Below are 20,962 nucleotides of genomic sequence, written 5' to 3'. Positions count from 1 at the left end.
CAAGGAGAAGTGATGAAGTTAGCGACGCTAAGAAGTGAAAGCCGCGATGGCATCTTGGTTGTGGTTAATCGCGCTTTAAGCCGCTGTGTTGCGGTGCCGGATATTGCGGTCAGCCTTCAATATGCACTCGATCATTGGCAGGTCTGCAAGCAGCCAATGGAAGAGGTTTATCGAGCACTAAATCATGGTGAATTGATCAACGAAATGCCTTTTGACAGTGAACTATGTATGGCGCCGCTACCCAGAAGTTATCAGTGGGCGGATGGTTCAGCTTATGTCAATCATGTCGAGTTAGTACGGAAAGCACGCGGAGCAGAAATGCCAGCGAGTTTTTGGCAAGACCCATTGATGTACCAAGGTGGAAGCGACAGCTTTCTTGGGCCCTGTGATGATATTGTTCTTGACGATGCGTCTTGGGGACTTGATTTCGAAGCGGAGGTTGCCGTGGTGACGAGTGATGTCCCTATGGGGGTGAAACCATCTGAGTCAGCGCAATACATCCAACTGTTTATGCTGGTCAATGATGTGTCACTGAGAAACCTCATTCCTTCTGAACTCGCTAAGGGGTTTGGCTTTTTTCAATCCAAGCCTTCAAGCGCATTTTCCCCGGTCGCAGTGACACCAGATGAGTTGGGTCATCATTGGGATGGCCACAAACTCAAGCTGGCTTTGTGTACGCACTACAATCAAAGCTTATTTGGTTGTCCAAATGCGGGGATAGACATGACGTTTGATTTCCCACAGTTGATTGCCCACGCCGCCAAAACCAGACATTTAACCGCAGGAACCATTATCGGCTCTGGTACCGTGTCAAACAAACAAGGAACAGAGTACGGCACTTCGGTGAGTGAAGGGGGCGTTGGCTATTCCTGTATTGCCGAGCTACGCATGATTGAAACGTTGCGAAATGGACAACCAACAACGGCGTTTATGCGCGTTGGTGATACGGTGAGCATCGAAATGAAAGATGAAAATCAGTGTTCTATCTTTGGGAAAATAGAACAAGAAGTTGTGGCATCTTATGATTGAATTGTACAGCTATTGGCGTTCATCAGCCGCCTATCGAGTGCGTATTGCTCTAAACTGGAAGCGTCTGGAGTATCGCATGTACCCAGTGCACTTAACCAAGGGAGGCGGAGAGCAGTTTAGCCCATGGTTTCAAGCCATGAATCCGAGCCATGCCGTGCCCATTCTTCGCCATCAAGATAATACTTTGCATCAATCTCTGGCGATTATCGAATATTTAGATGAACGTTTTCCTAGTCCGCCCTTGCTACCAAAATCGGCACCAGACCGAGCGATCGTCAGAGCGCTCGCTTTAGATATTGCCGCTGATACCCACCCGCTGAACAATTTACGAGTGCTCAACTATTTACAAAAGACGTTAGGACACAATGAAACGACGAAAACCGCCTGGTACCAACATTGGGTCGCAACCAGTTTGCAATCACTGGAAACCAGCCTTGCACAAAGTGAGGGAAAATATTGCCACGGTGACGCTGTCACAATGGCGGATGCCTGTTTAGTGCCGCAAATTTATAATGCTCAGCGCTTTGATTGTGACTTGAGCCCGTATCCTAAAATAGTCGCGATTTATCAACATCTTTTGACGTTTGAGGCATTCCAAGCTGCAAAACCGGAGCGACAACCGGATGCAGAGTGACATTTTTCCACTAAAAATCGATATATGCTCTATTTTGTTAATCAAAAAGTTAAAGCCTGTGCTAAACCTTAAATAGAGAATCGACTTTGTAGAGTAAAAATAAAAATGGATTTCTTTGCCGATTTTAAACCTCAGCCCAGTGAGTCACCTGTAGTCTCTCATTCGGGAAACGAGGTTAATGTGCCATGGAAGATTGTATTGGTGGATGATGATGAGCAAGTTCATCAAATTACCAAAATCGCACTCATGGATTTTGAGTTTGAGGGCCGGAAATTAGAGCTGATCTCGGCGCTGTCTGGCGTTGCAGCTCGTGATATTTTTCGGCAGCACGATGATATTGCATTAGCGCTGATTGATGTTGTGATGGAATCAGAACATGCAGGTCTAGAATTAGTAAAATTTATTCGTGAAGAGCAGGATAACCGATTAGTCCGCTTAGTATTGCGAACCGGGCAAGCAGGGCAAGCGCCAGAAGATACGGTAATTCGTGAGTATAATATTGATGACTACAAAGAAAAAACCGAGCTGACAACCCAAAAGCTTAAAACCTTATTGTACTCGATGCTTAGAGCTTATCGCGATTTGTGTTTAATTGAAGAGCAGAAACAAGGGTTAAGTAAAGTGATTCAAGCGTCGGCTTTGGTCCAAAATACGACGACACTCCAAACCTATGCCACGTCAGTGTTAGAGCAGTTGACCTCACTACTTAAATTACAAAAATCGGCGTTTTACTGTTTAGTCCATCCTAGAGCAAATGGTGAAGAATCGCGTGCGCTTACTCTTGCAGCAACTGGCGAATACTTTGATTGCTACAGCGAATGTGCTTTTGAACGCTTGCCAAGCCATGTTGCGGAGCGCTGTAGTCAGGTTCTCGAAAAAGGCCAGACAACCTGTTATGACGACGCATATCTACTTTATGCGAATGACGATCAGGGCGTGGATAGGCTTCTTTACGTCAACATACAAAAAGAGCTGTCTGAACTTGATAAACAGTTACTTGAAATTTATATGCAAAATATCGGTTTGACGTTTGAAAATCTTACTTTAATGACGGATGTACGTGAAACGTCAAAAGAGTTGGTCTATAACCTAGCCAATGCGGTTGAAGCGAGGAGCAAAGAGACTGGGGCTCACGTGCAGCGAGTGTCGCTAATTTGTGAAAAACTGGCCCAATTAGTCGGGCTAAATGATCACGATGTCAGTATGATTAAACATGCTTCGCCACTGCATGATGTCGGTAAAGTCGCCATTCCCGATCGGATTCTACATAAACCCGGTAAGCTTGATAGCGAAGAGTGGAGTGAAATGCAGCGTCATGTCGAATATGGCGTCAACATTCTGAACAACTCGAAGCGACGTCTATTTGCTGTCGCGCGTGAAATCGCCGGTACGCATCATGAAAAATGGGATGGAACGGGTTATCCCAATCAGCTTAAAGGGGAAGAGATACCGATTGCTGGGCGGATTGCCGCGTTAGCGGATGTGTTTGATGCCCTTGGAGCAAAGCGGAGCTACAAAGAACCTTGGAGCAATGAAGCCATTTTAGAAGAGTTGGTCGCGCAGCGCGGTAAACACTTTGATCCGCAACTTGTCGATTTAATGACTGAAAACTGGCAAGCGTTTATCGATATTCGCAATTCTTTGCCAGATTAACGTAGTTCGCCTTAAGGAAAGCCACCTAACTTAGGTGGCTTTTATGTTCTATCGAGTTTATGGGGTGGGGTTGATATCTTGTGGTAATGATTTTGGCAAAATCAGCGTAAAGTGCACGCCTTGACCCGGTTCCGATTCAAACTCCAAGTCGCCTTTCAGCTTTTGTTTCACGAGGTTAAACACTAAGTTTAGACCAAGACCAGAGCCACCTTTGCCGCGTTTAGTGGTGTAGAACGGCTCAAAAATACGTTGATGCAGAGATTTTTCAATGCCTTCACCATTATCGCGATAGTGTATAACAATGTTGTCATCTTGCTGAGAAAACTCTACGTGTATCTGAGGCGTTTGCTGGTGAGTGAATGCATGATTAATACTGTTCATGATGAGATTCGATAAGATTTGAGTCAGCACGCCAGGTAGGCTGTTCATGGTGAGTGTATCGTCGCCTTCCAATTCAGGAGAAACGGGAACCTTACGAGTCTCAGGGTGCAAACTGGCAATCAGTGCGTCGAGTACTTGCTTGATTGCAAATTCACTCCGACTTTCTGAGACTTGATCGACAGCGGTTTGTTTAAAATCACGAATCAATTTTGCCGCTCGATTTAAATTGTTCTCCAACATATCGCTGCTTTGTGTAAGCCGACTGATTAATTCCGAAAATTGAGTGCTTGTTAGGGTTTGATTATCAAATGCGGTTTTTAAGCTGCCCGTACTTTCTTTAATGACGGATGTCGCGGTGACCGCGATGCCAAGTGGCGTATTGACCTCATGAGCAACCCCTGCAACTAACCCGCCCAAAGCGGCCAATTTTTCGGACTCAACCAGTTGTTCTTGTGTTTCTTGCAGCCTCTCCATGCTTTGCTCTAGTGCGCGAGTCCGCTTTGCGACAATGAGTTCAAGTTTTTGATTCCAACTTTCAACTTCAAGCTGAGCCAGTTTTAAATCGGTAATGTTTATTGCCGTACCACGAAAACCAAGAAATTTGTCTTGATCGAAACGAGCGATGGCTTGAAAGATGAAATAGTTGGGCTGATCATTAACCACAATACACTCTTCGCATTTAGCGAAATCTTGGCGTTGTTTGAGCATGTTAAGTAGGGTTTTACACTGGCTTAATAAATCGATGCTGGTGATATCGGGGGGCTGATTGAACTCCAAATGCAAAGAGCGCAGCATCATTTCCGAACAGTAGGTTAACGTATTGTGCTCATCGGTCTCCCATAACCAATCGGATGAGACATGCGTAAAGTCACTGAGGCGTTCTTGTTCAAATTTGATGGTGCGATACAAGGTTGTGACGTTATCGGTAATTTTGTTGGATTCTTCGGCGAGCCAATCTAACTCATCCTCTTCATTCATGATCCACTTATTATGCTCTAAGGTAAGCGTTTTAGAGGGATGGCGAGGATTGTATTTACGTAAATATTGAGCAATGGCGAATACTCTTCGGTTGACGCTGTGATGAAAAACCAGCAACACAAAGTAGCAAACGATCAGCGTTTTAAATGCGTTCATCCCTAAGGTAATAAAGAACTGTTTAAGTAAGTAATTGTATATCTGGTGTGGGTCAGACTCGACTTGAATCGTACCGATGGTTTCGTAAGTGTCGGGCTGAATCGTGTGGTAAGTTAGAGCGTAATTGCTGATGATCGGCCCTTTTTCCACTTTTTTTCCCGCCGTAAATTGATAACGCCCTGACGTCACCTGAATGTAGTCAATGCCGGGTAAATTGACTAACCCTTCTAAACGTTCTTGCAGCAAGGTCAAGTCAAACGCCCACAGTGATGCGGCCAGTGTATCTGCATGCACGGTTTTTATTTCTTGATGACGCGCGTTTACAGCATTGAACTCTTTGTCGTAATCCCAATAAAGCTGAACAAAAGTCATTAGCAGAGTGACGATACCACTCAGTACAATCATGATCAGAATGATTCGTCGACCAATAACACTAAAGTAGGGGTTATGAATACTGTCTTCAAACTGCTGGGATCGGTTCATGGCTATCAACTTTTTATTTTAATTATTATGAGTATAGATAGGCTTTGTTGGTTTGCTCGTAAGCGTAAAGTTTCTGGCAAAGAAAATTTTGATATAAAGGTCATTTCACTGGCTAGACTATAAGCATGACACTAAATTGGAGAACCTTATGCGTAGTGGGTTTGGCATGGGTTGGTTATTGAGCTTTCAACTGGCGGCGGCCGATGTATTAGTCATCGAAAGCTATCGCTCCCAATTTGAATGGGATAAAAGCTACTTATTTGGTATCTACGAAGAGCTCAACCCGAGTATTGAATTAGTGACGTTCGAGATGGACACCAAGCGCATTCCCATGAATCAATTTGATAATGCTGCCGAAGCGGCCTGGCATGCTTATCGCCAGCATCAGCCCAAAGTCGTGGTTTTAGGCGATGATAATGCGCTGAGGCTGATGTTACCCAAACTCTATGATCAACCAATTTCTATTGTATTTTTGGGTATCAATGACAACCCGCGTCATCTACTTTCCGAGTTCTCGGGCCAAGCGAAAGTGACGGGAATTTTGGAGAGGCCACTGTTTGTCCGTAACTTGAGTGAAATAAGTCGTGTATTGGGTAAAACAGACCTGCGCATTAAAGTGATGTTTGACTCCGGGGTGACGTCTAAAATTGCAGGTGAGTACATCGTGACCCAATTTGAGCAGATAAAAGCTGGGTTGGGTATTGATGTGTCGGTGCATAATATTGCCACGTTCCGCGAATGGCAGGCTCAGGTTAACCAAGCTCAATCTCAGGGTGTCGATGCGATTTTCGTTGGTTTATATCATACGATTATCGATGATCAAGGTCGCAATGTTGCCGCAAGCACCATCATGAAGTGGACAAACCAACATGCTTCAGTGCCACTATTCGGATTTTGGGACTACGCCGTTGGTAAAGGAAAAACCGCAGGTGGAGTCGTGCTGTTTGGAGAAAGCCAAGGGCGCACGGTCGCACAATTAGTCAACCGAATACTCAATGGCGAAGATGCGGGCTTAATTCCGATTAAGATAGGCACTCAAGGCAGGGCGATTTACAGCCGTAGCGAGATGACTCGTTGGCAATTAAAACCGCCGTTGCAATGGCAAGCACTCGAATAAACTAGCCAAGAAACCGTTCGGGAAAATCGCTGAACACCCCATCGACGATGGCTAAATGTTTAAATTTTTCCGGTTGATTTACGGTGTAGCACCAAACTTGGTAGCCTTTATCATGCAAAGCATTGATATGCTTCTCTGAAACCCAGCGATAATTTAAGTTACAGCTAAATGCGCTAACCTCTTCTAATAATTGCCAGTCTGCTTTAGAGAGACGCTCACTTAATACGCCGAGTGCATAGCCAGGGCAGTGTTGATGAAGCTCTCGAATGATACCGTGACTAAAGCTTGAGAGCAGTATTGAACTGGGTGGGAGTTGAGCGTTATCGAGTTGCATTTTCAGGTTTTGCGCCACGTGCGCGACATTCTGGCGGTCTATTTTTACTTCAATATTGAGTGATAATTGGTGTTGGTGAGCAAGTTCAATGAGTGAGGCTAATGTCATGATTGACTCCCCTTTGAACGTCGCATCAAACCAACTTCCAAAGTCCAGTTGTTGCAACTGCTCTAAGGTATAGTCATCGACGCGTCCTTGTCCATTGCTGCAGCGGTCAATCGTGTGATCATGGCATACAACCAGAATCTCATCTTTGGTTGGTTGAACATCGACTTCGACCCATTTGAGCCCCATGTCTATCGCGTTTTGAACACTGACTTTGGTGTTTTCAGGGCAATGGCCCGCAACGCCGCGGTGGCCAACAATAACTTGTTTCATAGTTCATTCTCACTGCGAGAAGCCACCACCAATTGGGTGTCATGGGTGTGGCATAAATGTTGAATTTGCGCCGACGTTTGGTCGACAAACAGGCGATCAATTTCGCTCAGTCTACCACTGACAACTGGCGCGTATCGACCTAATTTTGTGTGGTCTGCCATCACCCAGCATTGCTGGCTTTGCGCAATAATGGCGCGGGTTAAACATGACTCTTCTGGCGTGAAATCAAGAAGTTGTCCTTTTTCATTGAGTCCACCCACGCCAAAAATGCCAATCTTGATATTAAAGCGACGATAAAATTCGGTTGTCGCTTCGCCAACGGTATCTTCATCCGAAGAGCGTACCGCGCCGCCCGCCAAGTGAATCGATAAATTGGGGTTGCGACTTAACGTCAACGCCGCATTAATGTTGTTGGTCACGACTGTGAGACCGGGATGATCGAGCAGCGCATGAGCCAGATGTTTGGGCGTGGTTCCTATTCCTAGAAACAAACTGGTGCCTTCGCTCAATTCGCTCACGACATGACGAGCGATCGCTTGTTTCGCGGCATGATTGAGTAATTCACGGTTAGTGAACGAGAGGTTATCATTGGCACTGGGTAACATGATGCCACCATGTACGCGTTTGACGATCCCTTTATCACTCAATTCATTCATGTCTTTACGAATGGTTTGCACTGATACGCTGAAGCGCTCTGAGAGCAGAGAGCTTGATAGTACGCCATGGGTGCGCTGCAAGTATGCAAGGATCTCTTTTTGTCTTGACGATAAACTCACGTGACCTCTTTAAGCGATTGCCTGTGATGGGCCTTGGGCATCGGTGTTGTGGCTCGCAGTCGGGGCGATTCGTTGTCCGTGCTCATCAAACAGATGCAGTTTATGGATATCAACGTGCAAGGTTAACTGGGGCTCCAACGCCATTTCAGGCGTCACAGCAACAAAAGGCTGTTTGCCTAAATACCCATGTACTAATTGATTAGGACCAAGTGGTTCAACAACGTGGATGGTGAGATCGAGGGTTAAGCTTCGCGTTGATGCTTGCTGCTCAGCATGTTCAGGACGAATACCTACGGTGAGATGTGATTGGCATAACGACGCGTAGTGGGGCAAATAAAGGCTATGATCCCCAAGTTTTAAGTGACCATGCTCCACTGATGCTGGCATAAAGTTCATTGCAGGGCTACCGATAAAACTCGCAACAAATTGACTTGCTGGTTGATGGTAGACTTGCGCAGGAGTGCCTATCTGTTCTATCTGGCCTTGGTTGAGCACAACGATCCGATCCGCTAACGTCATGGCTTCAATTTGGTCGTGGGTAACGTAGACACTGGTCACGCCCAGTTCGCGTTGCAATTTCTTTATTTCTAGGCGCATATGTGCACGCAGCGCCGCATCGAGGTTGGAGAGTGGTTCATCAAATAGAAACAACTGCGGATCGCGAACGATGGCTCGGCCCATCGCCACACGTTGGCGTTGTCCTCCAGACAGCTTGGCCGGTTTTCGCTCTAGATATTCTTCAATTTTTAGAGTTTTAGCGACTTTTTGGATCTTAATATCGATCTGCTCTTTACTCACGCCTCGGTTTTTTAACCCATACGCAAGGTTGTTGTATACCGACATATGTGGATAAAGGGCATAGTTTTGAAACACCATCGCAATGTCCCTCAATGCAGGCTTTTCAGTATCTACCCGCCTGCTGTCGAGATGAATTTCACCGCTCGAGAGCGTTTCTAAGCCAGCAATGGAGCGTAATACGGAAGATTTTCCGCAACCCGAGGGGCCGACAAGAACAATAAATTCGCCGCGTTGGATCTCTAAATTGATGCCTTTAACGGCCTGGTGACCATTGTCGTAAGTTTTGACTAAATTTCGAATTGATAACATAGCAGTGACATCCTTGGAAAGTCGGGCAAGTGAGTTTGGATGGCGTGTTATCACGCGTTGAGTTAGGTTATTTTTCACTTTCAACCAGTCCTTTTACAAACCAACGCTGAAAGACCACCACGACTAAAATCGGCGGCAACATCGCGAAGATAACCATCGCAAACGCAAAGTCGTAGCGTGGTGTCCGTGTTTCTCGAATATTATTGAGGAGTTGTTTAATGCCCATCACGATGGTGTTGTAACTCTCATCAGTCGTCATCATGATTGGCCATAGATACTGATTCCAACCCACGACAAACATAATGATGAAAATCGCAGCTATCATGGTTTTCGACAGCGGCAGTAAAATATCAATGAAAAATCGTAACGGCCCGGCGTTATCTAATTGCGCCGCTTCCAACAGCTCATCGGGTACGGTTTTAAAAAATTGACGAAAGAAAAAAGTGGCCGTTGCGCTGGCAATCAATGGCAGGACCAACCCTGAATAGCTGTTGAGCATTCCTAAGCTGGAGACGACTTCATACGAAGGAATAATTCGCACTTCTAGTGGCAGCAGCAAAGTGACAAAGATGAGCCAAAACCACAACGTGGCGAACGGCAAACGAAAGTAAACCAGCGCGTAAGCCGCCATCAGTGAAATAATGATTTTTCCGATGGCAAAGCCCAGTCCCATGATGATCGAGTTCATCACCATACTCTGGGTGGTCACTTCGCCGGCAAAGCCAGTCGTTTTACTCCATGCCTCTTGGTAAACATCAAAGAAATGCTCACCGGGTAGCCATTGTAACCCTTCGGTCATTATGGTATTCGGGTCATGGGTTGAGCTTGCAAAAATCAGCCAAATCGGCACTAAAAGAAATAGAGCGCCGATAATGAGAATGGCGTGATCAGAGAAGGTTTTGATAGTCATAAACATCTCCTAATGATGGTTTTAAGCCGGGCTATTACGGTTAGTAGTGGACGCGTTTTTCCACCAAGCGAAATTGAATAAACGTTAGCGAGAGAACCAAGAGTAATAGCACCACCGATTGCGCTGAGCTACCTCCGAGATCGGCCCCAACAAAGCCGTCACGGTAAACTTTGTATACCAGTGATGTGGTACTGCCGCCGGGGCCGCCATTCGTCATGGTGTCAATGACGCCAAACGTATCGAAAAAGGCGTAGGTCAAATTAATCACCAATAAAAAGAACCCGGTGGGCGCGAGCAGAGGAAACGTAATCGTCCAAAATCGCTTGCTGTCACTCACGCAGTCGAGCGTGGCGGCTTCTTTGACCGCTCCGGAAATGGATTGTAAGCCAGCGAGGAAGTAGATAAAGTTCACCGCGACTTGCTTCCAAACTGACATCAACACCAGTGCAAACGTGGCGTCAAATGGATCGGTTTGAAAACTAAAATCCCAGCCTATAGCCGCAAAAAAATCGGTTAATACGCCAATGTGTGGGTTAAACATAAAGCTGCCGATGACGCCGGCAATTGCTGGCGCAACAGCATAAACCCAAGTGAGCGTCACTTTATATGTACTTTGACCATGAATAATGTTGTCGGCTTTGACCGCGAGCAGCAGTGCGAAAGAGAGTGAAAAGAACGAAACGATAAACGCAAAACACAACGTAAAGCCGACCGATTTTAAGTACTCTTCAGAGCCAAATAGCATTTGATAGTTTTCAAACCACACAAACGTGGAAGACATTCCCCATGGATCTTCAAGCATGAACGAGAGGTACACCGCCTTGACGGCTGGATAAATAAAGAAGATACCGATAATAACGATTTGCGGTGCCAAGAAGAGATAGGGCAGTGGAGAGTGAATAAATTGTTGGCGACGTGGCATTTCGCACTCCTGATAATAGAAACGCCTTCCCTTATCACAAGAGAAGGCGGTGTGGGGTTATTGAACGGTGCGGGCGAAACGTTTGAGTAATTGCGAGCTCTCGGTTTCTACTTTGTCTAAGCTTTGTTCGACACTGGAGCTTCCAGCAAAAATATTATCGAATTCACGGTTCATGACTTCACGGATTTGTGGATAGAACCCTAATCGGTAGCCTTTTGCCCACTCGCCATCGGGGAGACTGAGCTGCTTCACGCCCACTTCAGCATTTGGATTTTTTTGGTAGTAGCCAGTCGCTTTAGTGAGCTCATAAGCCGCATTGGTGACTGGCACGTACCCCGTCGTTTTATGCCAGTACATTTGGGTTTCTGGTTGGGTAAGGTAAGCAAAAAAAGCCGCAACGCCTTTGTCTTGTTCTTGGTCGTGCCCACTGAGTGCAAACAGCGCACCGCCTCCGATAAAGGTATGAACCGGGTGATTACTCAGAGAAGACCAGTAGGGCAAATAGGTTGTGCCCAACTCAAATTTTACGCGGTCACGCAAGCCACCAAATGAGCCCGATGAACCAATCCACATAGCGACTTCTTGGCGTTCAAACGGAGTTTGGTTGGCATCCCAATCGCTTCCATAATATTTGTAGTAGCCCTTATCGGACCACTCTTTGAGCTTATTGAAATGCATTTTCATGTCATCGCTATTAAACGTCAGTTTGGTTGCGAGGCCGTCGTAGCCATTGTGTTCATCCGCAAGCGGCAGGTTGTGGCGTGATTTGAAGTTCTCAAACATAATCCACGGTGTGTGTGATTGGGAAAAGGCAATGTGGCCCGCTTTCTTGAGTTTCTCTGCGGCTTTTTCGATGTCTTCATAGGTTTTAGGAACGTCAACGCCAGCCTGACTAAGCAAATCTTTGTTGTAGTAAAGAACGGGAGTTGAGCTATTAAATGGCATGCCGACCATCTTTCCGTTGTTGTCAGCGTAAAAGTTGCGAACCCCTGCTAAGTAATCTTCGGAGTGAAAAGGGTAACCCGACTCGACCATAATGTCGGCCACGGGTTTTGCGACGCCTGGTGCGTTCATGATGGTGGCAGCGCCAGCATCGAAAACTTGGAGAATATTGGGCGCTTCACCAGCGCGAAAAGCCGCAATTCCGGCAGTGAGCGTTTCTGTGTAACTGCCTTTGAACACCGGTGTAATTTTGTACTTGTCTTGTGAAGCGTTAAACTCATCGGCAATGTGGTTGACGGTATCGCCAAGTTGTCCGCCCATAGCGTGCCACCAAGTGATATCGGTTGCTGCAAACGTCGTTCCTGAAATCGTTGCAGACAGCACGCCTGCTAGCCATAGCTTATTCATTATCCATTTCCTTGTAAGGTTTCGAACGAGACTAAGTGTGTTTCGCTTGCAGGCTATGGTGCGAAATTTATATTGCAGATTGGTGAGCTTAATGTGTCAGCTCAATGAAGCTTTGTTGACGGAACGATGGCTAAGCCTTGTGTTATCAATGTATTGGCAGGTAAATTCTGAATGTTTCATTAAGTTATTGAGCTTTGTATAAACGAAACATCATCGTGAGTGATATTTTGATCGCTTGTTGAATTTAGGTTTGGCATGATGAGGCAGTCTGAGTGAATCTGGTTCTCAGTTTTACTCCGTATCTTTGTTTGTTATGAGTAGTCATGCCTGTGAATTCAGAACGTAAAGCGAGCCTCATTTTAGTGGTGACAACCTTATTTGCCGCCTTTGGTTGGATATTTTCCAAAGAGACCATTGCTGGGCTACCGCCATTTGCCTTTGTTGGGTTGCGGTTTCTGGTTGCCTCTTTGTGCATTTTGCCACTGTGTTACCGCGCGCTAATCAATACCAATCGTCAAGCAATTGCACAAGCTGCGATGGTTGGTGTCTTGCTTAGTGGCGCTCTCCTTAGTTGGATTCATGCCATTTCCATCAGTGAAACTTTGGGGGAAGGGGCGTTTATCGTCAGCTTGTCGATGTTGATCGTTCCGCTGATTGCATGGCTGCTATTCAAACAAAAACCAAAACGTATTTTTTGGGTATCCCTCCCTATCGCCGTGATTGGCCTTGGCTTTCTCTCACTGGCTGATGGGTGGCAGGCTTCCAGCAGCCAACTGTGGTTTTTGGTCAACGCGAGCATGCTTGCGCTGCATTTCAATATCAACAGCAAATATTCGCAAACACTTCCTGTCCTGCTGTTAACCTGCATTCAACTGTTTGTCACCGGGGTGATCGCCATGATAGCGAGCGCGATGTTTGAAACCATGCCTCAATCCATTGAACCGAGTATTTGGGGATGGTTCGCGTTGAGCGCGGTTCTTGCGACCGCGCTTCGTTATGTGATGCAAACCTTAGGTCAAAAACACATCAATCCGGGAAATGCCGCACTCATTATGATTTTAGAGCCGGTATGGACGGTGGTTCTGAGCGTTTTATGGTACGCCGAGCAGCTTTCCCACTCAAAACTGATTGGGTGTGTATTGATTTTGCTCGCGTTGATTATTTATCGAACGGATGGTCGGCTGAGATTACGTGCTTATCGCTAAACGTAAGCAGACGATTGCTCTGTTTTGGTGATTATTGATGTATTTTAGTGCAGGTTAAAAAGTGTTACGTATTGCATTTGTTGTTATTTGCAATATTTATGGCTAATTTAATCTTAGTTTAAGAAATTTAGTTTAAGTTAAAACGTGTTTAGTAGGTATAATTAACATTGATATACATGAAGTTATCTCAGGGAGAGAAACATGAAAATTGGTGTTATTGGTGCGGGCGCGGTTGGCGTAGGCGTATGTAACTACCTGTTAACTATGGGCAGTGTCAGTGAATTGGTACTGCTTGATCAGAATTTGGAGCGAGCCGAAGGAGAGGTTTTCGACTTCCGCCACACTGCCGCATTAACGTTTTCTAAGAACACACACATCTTGCCGACAGATGATTATCTGACGTTAATTGGCTGCGATATTGTGGTGATCACTGCAGGAGCCCAGATTAAAGATGGCCAATCACGGACTGACTTGGCGGAAATCAATAGCCAAATCGGGGTGGATATTGCTAAAAAAATCGAGCGAGTGGCCCCAGGTGCGAAACTGATCATCGTCATCAACCCATGTGATATCGTCGCGCACTTTATTGTTAAAAATACACAATATAAAGCGCAGCAAGTGATCAGCGCTGGCTGTGTGATTGATACCGCAAGGTTAATGTCAATCGTTGCAAGCCGCATAAACCTAGACCCTAAAAATGTGTTTGGGTACGTTTTGGGCGAGCACGGTAGTCACTGTTTTACCCCAAAAAGCCTTATCTCAATTGCTGGCCAACCAGCGGATTACTACTGTGATACACATCGCCTACCACGCATTGATGCCGATAAACTGCTGGAGTCAGTGAAGCAGGCCGGGTTTGAGATTTTTAAACGCAAACAAAATACCACACATGGTATTGCTGCGAGCGTCTTTCGAATTATTCAAGCAATTATGATTAACGAACGCTCAGTGCTTCCCGTTGGCAGTATGATGCAAGGGGATTACGGGCTGAATGATGTGGTACTCAGTCTACCTACCATCGTTGGTTCCAACGGTGCGGAATCTATTTTACAACACCCATTTAGCGATGAAGAGCAGCAAACCCTGCAAGATATCGCTTCCAGCTTAAAGTCAGTGGTCGCTCAAGTTGCCAAGAGCACGGGATTAAACGCCTAGCGTTCACAAACTCAGTGAGTGGGGGAGTGTGCCCAGTAATATTGATGATGTTGCTGGGCATTGTTGTTCTCATGCGGAGTATTAAACCAGTGGCGTAGGTAATGATGGTTTATTCATCACTCAAATAATAAGTGCGGAGTATATCAATAAAATAAATTGTAATGAGAATTAAACTCAGTTAGATTTTGCAGCCCTATTCTCATCACACAATGAATAATAATGACGGGTTTTACTAAGTTTCATCCTTTGTTTCTTGCCGTATTGGCGGGGCTGAGTGCGCAGGCACATGCAAACGACGCGTTGACGTCAACCAACAATTCTACATCTCAAACGAGCAATAGCGCTGACGATTCACAAGATACAGTGACGGTTTATGGACGAGCTCTGTCAGTATACCGTGCGCAGCAAGCCAGTTTAGCCACAAAAACTGCGACCGATATTGACGATACGCCTCAATCGATTCAAGTGCTGCCACAGCAACTGATTGAAGACCAAGGTGCGCGGCAAGTTACCGATCTTTATCGTTCTATCAGTGGCGTGAGTCAGTATTCCTATTCGGGAGTGACATTTCGCGGTTTCCGCCAAGATGAGATTCTTTATGATGGCATGCGCGGTGATCCATTTAATGGTTTTGCCATTCCACAACTGTTTAACATTGAGCAAGTTGAAGTACTGAAAGGGCCCTCGGCTGCCATTTCAGGCAGTGGCGAACCGGGTGGGGTGATCAATTACACCACTAAAAAACCGACTTATGATACGCAGCGAAAGCTGTCCGTCACGGCGGGTAATCAAGACTTTGTCAGCGGTAGCCTTGAGCTGTCTGGGTCAGCGAATGATGAGTCCACTCAGCTTTACCGCATCGGTATTTATCAAGATCACGAAAATCCCGCGCGTGACAATACTGACGTACGTAATCGGATTATCGATTTAGGTTACGCTTGGGACTTTGGTGATACGACGACGATGACAGCCCAGTTTACCGACATTATTCAACATTTCGGCGGTGCTCGTGTTCGTGGCATTCCAACCGATGATGCCGGAAACTTTTTAACCGACATTGACTGGAATGCAAATTCGGCATCGGACTACCAAGATCTTGAAGCTCAAGTTTATCAACTGCGTGTCGATCATGACTTTAACGCTTGGTTAAGCGGTAATGTCACGGCCCGTTACTATGAAAATCAAGAAACACAAAAATACCATGAACCCGTGGGGTTCAGTGATACGGATGGCGATGGAGAGGTCGACTGGAGCGCGCGTCAATATCGTGACCAAGTTCGCTCTAACCAAGCGGGTGCATTGAGTGCTAACCTCATTGCAGAGCTTGGTCAACATACCTTGTTGGCGGGCAGTGATTACTATCGTGTGGATCAAGATTACGTTTACTATCGTGCTAAAACAGCGGATGGCGTTTCTGGTGTTAGTCTACAAAACCCAGACTACAGTGATAACGCCTCGGATTATACGCTTAAGTTGGCTAAGCAAACGACCTCACGTTCGGATCGTTTTGGTGTTTATTTGCAAGACCAATGGGCCGTCAACAAGCAGTGGAATCTACTCGCAGGGATTCGCGCCGATCTATTTGATGATGAAGTCCATGATTTAGTGGGCGATGAAACGAGCTCTTATAACGGCTCCGGCGTTTCTTACCGTTTAGGAACAACCTATAAAATCAGTGAGCAACTGCATCCTTATGCGGTGGTTGCGAGTGGCTTTGTGCCACAAGATGCATCAGACCAAGCTGCGTCGAATGGTGGACCTTTCGATCCCGAAGAAAGTTTGATGTATGAAGCGGGTATACGTAGCTACTGGTTTGATAATGCCCTCAATGTCAACCTAGCGGCTTACCGAACCATTAAGGAGAATATCCTTCAATCTGACCCTGAAGACTCTGATCGCTTAGTGGCATTTGGAGAAGTGCGTAGCCAAGGTATTGAAGTGGATATGTTGGCCGACCTAACTGAAAACTGGACGGCGAATTTGAGCTACGCCTATAACGATACGGTCGTGAAAAAAGCGTACGATGGTATTACCAACGCGATTGGCAAACGTTTTTCGAATGCACCCCATAATCAACTGGGTATGTGGACACGCTATGACGTAAGCGCTCTGAATTCGTCTCTCGGTTTTGGTGCTGATTATGTGAGTGAGCAATATAACCGTAGCGGGCAAATCGTGAAGTCCTATGTAGTTTACGATGCATCGTGGCAAACACGGTGGCAGCAGTGGCAGTTCCAACTTAATGTCAAAAACTTGTTTGATAAAGAGTACGCAGTTAGCGGATTTAGCAATAAAACCGGACACTTCCCAGGTGAGCGACGTCGCGTTTACCTCACCGCTAATTACCAGTTTTAATCTTAGGGCCTGAGATACTCAGGCCTTAGTTTTATCTGGCTGAAGTGATGGGCGTTGATTATTTGTATTTGGAATATGAATAATTATCAATTGATTTATTGTTTTCTTTTTATGGTTTCGGCGTACAATCGTCAACGTCTTTTTTTTGTAGCAAAGTAATGTAAGGTATTGGATTAATATGTCTTTTTCTTGGGTTGTGCGAGGCGCGGTGGCGCTGTTTTGTTTGTGGAGCACCATCGCGGCGGCGGTGACAGTGACCGATAGTCGTGGTGAATTTAGTCTTGATTATCAACCACAGCGAATTGTGGCACTGGAGTTTTCGTTTGTTGACGCTCTCGCCGCAGTAGACGTGAGCCCTGTTGGCATCGCGGATGATAACGATCCAAGTCGTTTACTTCCTGCTGTGAGTGAGAAATTAGGTGATTGGACTTCGGTCGGTACTCGTTCGCAGCCCAGTTTAGAGGTTATCGCTTCACTTAAGCCCGACCTGATCATCGCAGATGTTGACCGCCATTCTGCGGTATTTAACGATTTATCTAAGATTGCGCCGACCATATTACTACCGTCACGTCGGGAAACGTATCAAGATAACCTCAAGTCGGCGGCGATTATTGGTAAGGTCGTTGGTAAAAATAAGCAGATGCAGTCACGTTTAGCCAAGCACCATCAAACAATGCTGAGCTACGCTAAAAAACTGGCGGTATTGAATGGCAATCAGATCCAATTTGGTGTCGCGCGGGAAAATGATTTTTATGCGCATTCTTCTCAGTCTTACGCAGGTGGAGTGATCAGTGCCCTTGGTTTGAGCTCTCCTCAGGTACTCGACAATGAAAAAGCCTCACGCCAAATTAGTTTGGAGCAGCTACTTGGTCTCAACCCTGATTATCTGATTGTCGGTGATTACACAGAGAACAGTGTGGTCAAAAAGTGGCAAAAACAGCCATTATGGTCAGTGCTAAAAGCCGTTTCGAATCAACATGTTTATCACGTCGATGGGAATATGTGGGCACGCTGCCGCGGGATATTAGCCGCAGAATATATGGCCAATGATTTACTGAAATTGGTTCAATCTTAATGCATCGAGCGTTACCTCTTTCTTTTGCGGGCGTGATTTTCACGCTCGCCTTGTTTCTGACGCTAATGATGTGGGTCGCGCTATTTAGTTACTCGGCCGTTCCTGTCTCAGCAGGCGAAGCGGTGAAGGCTATCTTCTCGTTTGATCCTCAGCAGATGGCGCATGTCGTCGTTCGTGAGCTGCGATTACCTCGTGTGCTTGAAGCGGCTGTGGTGGGCAGCTCTCTGGCGGGCGCTGGCTGCTTAATGCAAGCATTGACGCGAAATCCTTTGGCCTCTCCAAGTTTATTTGGGGTTAATGCTGGCGCAGCGCTTGGCATGGCATTAGTGACAACGCTTTTTATTTCTCAGTCGATGATCAGCAGTTCACTCGCAGCGATGGTGGGTGGTTTTGGTGCATGGACATTAGTCATGACACTTGGCGGTGCATGGAAGATGGGCTCAGAACGTGGGCAACTTATTTTAGCGGGTATCGCGATCTCCGCTTTGTGCAGTGCATTAACCAAAGCCAGTGTTATTTTGGCGGAAGACCAAGTCATCGCAGTGATGAGTTGGCTTGCTGGGTCGTTTGCACATGTTGATTGGCCGACATTAAAAACCAGTTGTCTGCTGTTAGCGCCAACATCGCTGGCGGCATTATTGATCACACCCAAAATCAATTTGCTAGCGATGGGGGACGAACGAGTCAAAAGCCTTGGTGTCAATTTGACACGTTTGAGAATACTGATTGCACTGATCGTGTTGATTTTAGTGAGCATCAGTGTGAGCGCCGTTGGTGCCATCGCATTTGTTGGTCTGATTGTCCCTCATATGGCGCGAATGCTGGTGGGGTTTGACTATCGCCGGACTTTACCCGTTGCGATGTTGGTTGGGGCCTTATTGACCATTAGCGCCGATATACTAAGTCGCGCCGTCAGTTTTCCGACGGAAACTCCAGCAGGCGCCGTATTGGCATTAATTGGTGCACCTTGCTTTTTATATCTGGTGAGGAATAAACAGTGAACACTTCGCTTCGAGCGTTACTGCTCTTGAGCATGCTATGCTTGCTCGTTGTCGCCGCGAGTTTATGCTTTGGTGCGGTGAATTTAACCTTAGAACAGGTGATGGCCGGGTTTCGTCATCACAGTGAGTTTTATTTTACCGTGCATGAATACCGCTTACCGCGCACTATCCTTGCCATCTTCGTCGGGGCCATGCTGGCCAGCGCAGGTGTGCTGATTCAGGGAGTGATAAGAAACCCTTTAGCCTCTCCAGATATTCTGGGGGTCAGTCATGGTGCTGGGTTGGCGGCGGTCATTTTGATGACGTTATTTCCTGCTGTTTCTGTGTATTGGTTACCTGCGGCCGCGCTTTGTGGCGGGATCGCTGCGGCACTCATTTTAGCTCTAGTGGTAGGGGGGGATGTCAGGCCAGTACGTTTGGCTATCACCGGCGTTGCGCTGGCGGCGCTATACGGCAGCGCGATAGACTTCTTGATTCTAATTCAACCACTAGAAATCAACAATGCGCTGTTGTGGCTAACGGGCAGTTTATGGGGGAGAAGTTGGGAGCAATTGAGTATGCTTGCGCCATGGCTGCTTTTAACGCCCATAGTTTTGTGGCTTAGCCAAGCGTTAAACCTACTGACCCTCGGCGATGAAAGGGCCACCAGCTTGGGAATTCATGTCCAATGGACTCGTGTCGGTGCGCTTTTGCTTGCTGTCGTGTGGACGGCGGCTGCCGTCGCGGTATGTGGTCCAATTAGCTTTTTAGGCCTAGTTGCCCCGCATCTTGCGAGACAGCTAGTCGGTGGTCGCCATCAAATATTACTGCCTACTGCGATGTTGGTGGGCGCCGTTTTACTGTTACTGGCCGATTTTATAGCGCGTACCATCAACCCTCCCATCGAGTTGCCTGCCGGGATTTTAACCGCGATTATTGGCGCACCGTACTTTCTATATTTGCTATTTAAATTGAGATAAACAATGCAGTTACACACAGAGAATTTGATGGTTGGTTATGGACGTACTCCCATTGTTAAAGGCGTCAACATTACCGTTCCTGAAGGTAAAATCACGGCATTGCTTGGTCCAAATGGCTGCGGTAAATCAACGCTGCTTAAAGCGCTGTCACGCATTTTGCCCGCGCAGCAAGGCGTTGTGTATTGGAATGATCAACCGATTCAACAAGCTGATTCAAAGCAACTGGCTCGCCACTTGGCTTTGCTTCCTCAAGCGCAAGAAACCCCTGAAGGCGTCACGGTTAGAGAAGCCGTCGCTTATGGACGGAGCCCTTATACCGGTTTTTGGGGACAACTGTCCGAGCATGACCAACACATGGTTACGCAGGCGATGAGAGCGACAGGCGTTGACCTTTATGCAGAGCGCGCTGTAAGCGATCTTTCTGGAGGTCAACGTCAAAGAGCCTGGTTAGCGATGACGCTCGCACAAGATACGGATTATATTCTGCTGGATGAACCGACAACCTACTTAGATTTAAGTCATCAAGTTGAGTTGATGAATCTGCTAAGAACTCTACAGCGACAAGGAAAAACGGTTGTTTGTGTGTTGCATGATATTAATCAAGCGTGCCGTTACAGTGATCATTTAATTGTAATGAAAGAGGGTGAAGTCGTGGTTGAAGGAGAACCTGAACAGGTGCTTACTCGGCCGTTACTCAAACAGGTGTTCGCGTTGGAAGCGGAAATTCACCGAGATCCTATTGCGCAAACGCCGATGTGTGTCGTACGTTAAATCACTCTAATGCGAATTACATGCATAAAATCAGTAACATTTTCTTATAGATATAGCGTATTGTGTGGTTAGCTCTTATAACTGTTAGGACTATCAGTTAGGCGAATCATAGCGGTATGATTTAGACAATCAGTATATTGAGATGTCTTCGATGCTATCGGCCGCTTCGCCGATGATGAGCGATGCATATCCACTAAATTGTTTGTTAATCTGATTGCTCATGACCATGGTAA

General features: G+C 46.3%; 18 protein-coding genes. 11 read left to right on the top strand and 7 right to left on the bottom strand.

Annotated features, from left to right (window positions below):
* Positions 1-12 precede the first annotated feature (12 nt).
* The 3 genes from M1D72_RS15200 to M1D72_RS15190 all read left to right on the top strand — a co-directional run bounded on the left by M1D72_RS15200 (position 13) and on the right by M1D72_RS15190 (position 3,316).
* Positions 13-1,029, top strand: a complete 1,017-nt coding sequence (locus M1D72_RS15200) for a fumarylacetoacetate hydrolase family protein (protein ID WP_456295729.1) — start codon at positions 13-15, stop codon at positions 1,027-1,029.
* Positions 1,022-1,663, top strand: coding sequence for a maleylacetoacetate isomerase (gene maiA, locus M1D72_RS15195; protein WP_456295728.1), 642 nt, complete (start codon positions 1,022-1,024; stop codon positions 1,661-1,663). Before M1D72_RS15200 ends, maiA begins: the two co-directional genes overlap by 8 nt.
* A 105-nt stretch (positions 1,664-1,768) precedes the next feature.
* Positions 1,769-3,316, top strand: coding sequence for a DUF3369 domain-containing protein (locus tag M1D72_RS15190; protein WP_456295727.1), 1,548 nt, complete (start codon positions 1,769-1,771; stop codon positions 3,314-3,316).
* A gap of 57 nt (positions 3,317-3,373) precedes the next feature.
* On the opposite strand, the gene M1D72_RS15185 is transcribed toward M1D72_RS15190, so the two are convergent.
* Positions 3,374-5,314, bottom strand: a complete 1,941-nt coding sequence (locus M1D72_RS15185; protein ID WP_456295726.1) for an ATP-binding protein — start codon at positions 5,312-5,314, stop codon at positions 3,374-3,376.
* Between the two features lie 148 nt (positions 5,315-5,462).
* Between M1D72_RS15185 and M1D72_RS15180 the strand changes: the two genes are divergently transcribed.
* On the top strand, positions 5,463-6,431 hold the full coding sequence (locus tag M1D72_RS15180) for an ABC transporter substrate-binding protein (RefSeq protein WP_456295725.1): 969 nt from the start codon (positions 5,463-5,465) through the stop codon (positions 6,429-6,431).
* A gap of 1 nt (position 6,432) precedes the next feature.
* On the opposite strand, the gene M1D72_RS15175 is transcribed toward M1D72_RS15180, so the two are convergent.
* Genes M1D72_RS15175 through ugpB form a run of 6 tightly spaced genes read right to left on the bottom strand, consistent with a single transcriptional unit; the run spans position 6,433 to position 12,208 of the window.
* Positions 6,433-7,143: a glycerophosphodiester phosphodiesterase family protein gene (locus M1D72_RS15175; RefSeq protein ID WP_456295724.1), complete on the bottom strand. Its 711-nt coding sequence runs from the start codon at positions 7,141-7,143 to the stop codon at positions 6,433-6,435.
* Positions 7,140-7,919 carry a DeoR/GlpR family DNA-binding transcription regulator gene (locus M1D72_RS15170; protein WP_456295723.1) on the bottom strand — a complete coding sequence of 260 codons (780 nt, stop codon included), beginning with the start codon at positions 7,917-7,919 and terminating at the stop codon, positions 7,140-7,142. The genes M1D72_RS15175 and M1D72_RS15170 overlap by 4 nt, the downstream gene beginning before the upstream one ends.
* Positions 7,920-7,928: 9 nt before the next feature.
* On the bottom strand, positions 7,929-9,104 hold the full coding sequence (gene ugpC / locus M1D72_RS15165) for a sn-glycerol-3-phosphate ABC transporter ATP-binding protein UgpC (protein ID WP_456295722.1): 1,176 nt from the start codon (positions 9,102-9,104) through the stop codon (positions 7,929-7,931).
* Entirely contained in the window at positions 9,094-9,936 is an 843-nt protein-coding gene (ugpE, locus tag M1D72_RS15160) for a sn-glycerol-3-phosphate ABC transporter permease UgpE (RefSeq protein WP_390189750.1), read from the bottom strand. The genes ugpC and ugpE overlap by 11 nt, the downstream gene beginning before the upstream one ends.
* Before the next feature lie 40 nt (positions 9,937-9,976).
* Positions 9,977-10,858: an ABC transporter permease subunit gene (locus M1D72_RS15155; protein ID WP_456295721.1), complete on the bottom strand. Its 882-nt coding sequence runs from the start codon at positions 10,856-10,858 to the stop codon at positions 9,977-9,979.
* A gap of 57 nt (positions 10,859-10,915) precedes the next feature.
* The gene (gene ugpB, locus M1D72_RS15150; RefSeq protein WP_456295720.1) at positions 10,916-12,208 is read right to left on the bottom strand and encodes a sn-glycerol-3-phosphate ABC transporter substrate-binding protein UgpB; all 1,293 of its coding nucleotides are present in this window, start codon (positions 12,206-12,208) and stop codon (positions 10,916-10,918) included.
* 329 nt (positions 12,209-12,537) lie between these two features.
* Between ugpB and M1D72_RS15145 the strand changes: the two genes are divergently transcribed.
* The 7 genes from M1D72_RS15145 (at position 12,538) to fecE (ending at position 20,729) form a co-directional block, all read left to right on the top strand.
* Complete coding sequence (locus tag M1D72_RS15145) at positions 12,538-13,413, top strand: DMT family transporter (protein ID WP_456297405.1); 876 nt, start codon at positions 12,538-12,540, stop codon at positions 13,411-13,413.
* A 201-nt stretch (positions 13,414-13,614) separates the two neighbouring features.
* Positions 13,615-14,568, top strand: a complete 954-nt coding sequence (locus M1D72_RS15140) for a lactate/malate family dehydrogenase (protein WP_456295719.1) — start codon at positions 13,615-13,617, stop codon at positions 14,566-14,568.
* 219 nt (positions 14,569-14,787) lie between these two features.
* Entirely contained in the window at positions 14,788-16,923 is a 2,136-nt protein-coding gene (locus M1D72_RS15135) for a TonB-dependent siderophore receptor (RefSeq protein ID WP_456295718.1), read from the top strand.
* A 178-nt stretch (positions 16,924-17,101) separates the two neighbouring features.
* Positions 17,102-17,998: a Fe(3+) dicitrate ABC transporter substrate-binding protein gene (locus M1D72_RS15130; protein ID WP_456295717.1), complete on the top strand. Its 897-nt coding sequence runs from the start codon at positions 17,102-17,104 to the stop codon at positions 17,996-17,998.
* Positions 17,998-18,999, top strand: coding sequence for an iron chelate uptake ABC transporter family permease subunit (locus tag M1D72_RS15125; RefSeq protein WP_456295716.1), 1,002 nt, complete (start codon positions 17,998-18,000; stop codon positions 18,997-18,999). Before M1D72_RS15130 ends, M1D72_RS15125 begins: the two co-directional genes overlap by 1 nt.
* Entirely contained in the window at positions 18,996-19,958 is a 963-nt protein-coding gene (gene fecD / locus M1D72_RS15120) for a Fe(3+) dicitrate ABC transporter permease subunit FecD (RefSeq protein WP_456295715.1), read from the top strand. Before M1D72_RS15125 ends, fecD begins: the two co-directional genes overlap by 4 nt.
* 3 nt (positions 19,959-19,961) lie before the next feature.
* On the top strand, positions 19,962-20,729 hold the full coding sequence (gene fecE / locus M1D72_RS15115) for a Fe(3+) dicitrate ABC transporter ATP-binding protein FecE (protein WP_456295714.1): 768 nt from the start codon (positions 19,962-19,964) through the stop codon (positions 20,727-20,729).
* Positions 20,730-20,962 lie beyond the last annotated feature (233 nt).

Source organism: Vibrio sp. AK197 (assembly GCF_053903115.1).
Note: the sequence above shows the minus strand (reverse complement) of the source record. Positions and strands in the feature narration are given on the sequence as shown.

Coding starts and splice junctions, on each gene's coding strand:
- M1D72_RS15200 (WP_456295729.1), top strand. CDS start 13: ATGAAGTTAGCGACGCTAAGAAGTGAAAGCCGCGATGGCATCTTGGTT.
- maiA (WP_456295728.1), top strand. CDS start 1,022: ATGATTGAATTGTACAGCTATTGGCGTTCATCAGCCGCCTATCGAGTG.
- M1D72_RS15190 (WP_456295727.1), top strand. CDS start 1,769: ATGGATTTCTTTGCCGATTTTAAACCTCAGCCCAGTGAGTCACCTGTA.
- M1D72_RS15185 (WP_456295726.1), bottom strand. CDS start 5,314: ATGAACCGATCCCAGCAGTTTGAAGACAGTATTCATAACCCCTACTTT.
- M1D72_RS15180 (WP_456295725.1), top strand. CDS start 5,463: ATGCGTAGTGGGTTTGGCATGGGTTGGTTATTGAGCTTTCAACTGGCG.
- M1D72_RS15175 (WP_456295724.1), bottom strand. CDS start 7,143: ATGAAACAAGTTATTGTTGGCCACCGCGGCGTTGCGGGCCATTGCCCT.
- ugpE (WP_390189750.1), bottom strand. CDS start 9,936: ATGACTATCAAAACCTTCTCTGATCACGCCATTCTCATTATCGGCGCT.
- M1D72_RS15155 (WP_456295721.1), bottom strand. CDS start 10,858: ATGCCACGTCGCCAACAATTTATTCACTCTCCACTGCCCTATCTCTTC.
- ugpB (WP_456295720.1), bottom strand. CDS start 12,208: ATGAATAAGCTATGGCTAGCAGGCGTGCTGTCTGCAACGATTTCAGGA.
- M1D72_RS15140 (WP_456295719.1), top strand. CDS start 13,615: ATGAAAATTGGTGTTATTGGTGCGGGCGCGGTTGGCGTAGGCGTATGT.
- M1D72_RS15135 (WP_456295718.1), top strand. CDS start 14,788: ATGACGGGTTTTACTAAGTTTCATCCTTTGTTTCTTGCCGTATTGGCG.
- M1D72_RS15130 (WP_456295717.1), top strand. CDS start 17,102: ATGTCTTTTTCTTGGGTTGTGCGAGGCGCGGTGGCGCTGTTTTGTTTG.
- M1D72_RS15125 (WP_456295716.1), top strand. CDS start 17,998: ATGCATCGAGCGTTACCTCTTTCTTTTGCGGGCGTGATTTTCACGCTC.
- fecE (WP_456295714.1), top strand. CDS start 19,962: ATGCAGTTACACACAGAGAATTTGATGGTTGGTTATGGACGTACTCCC.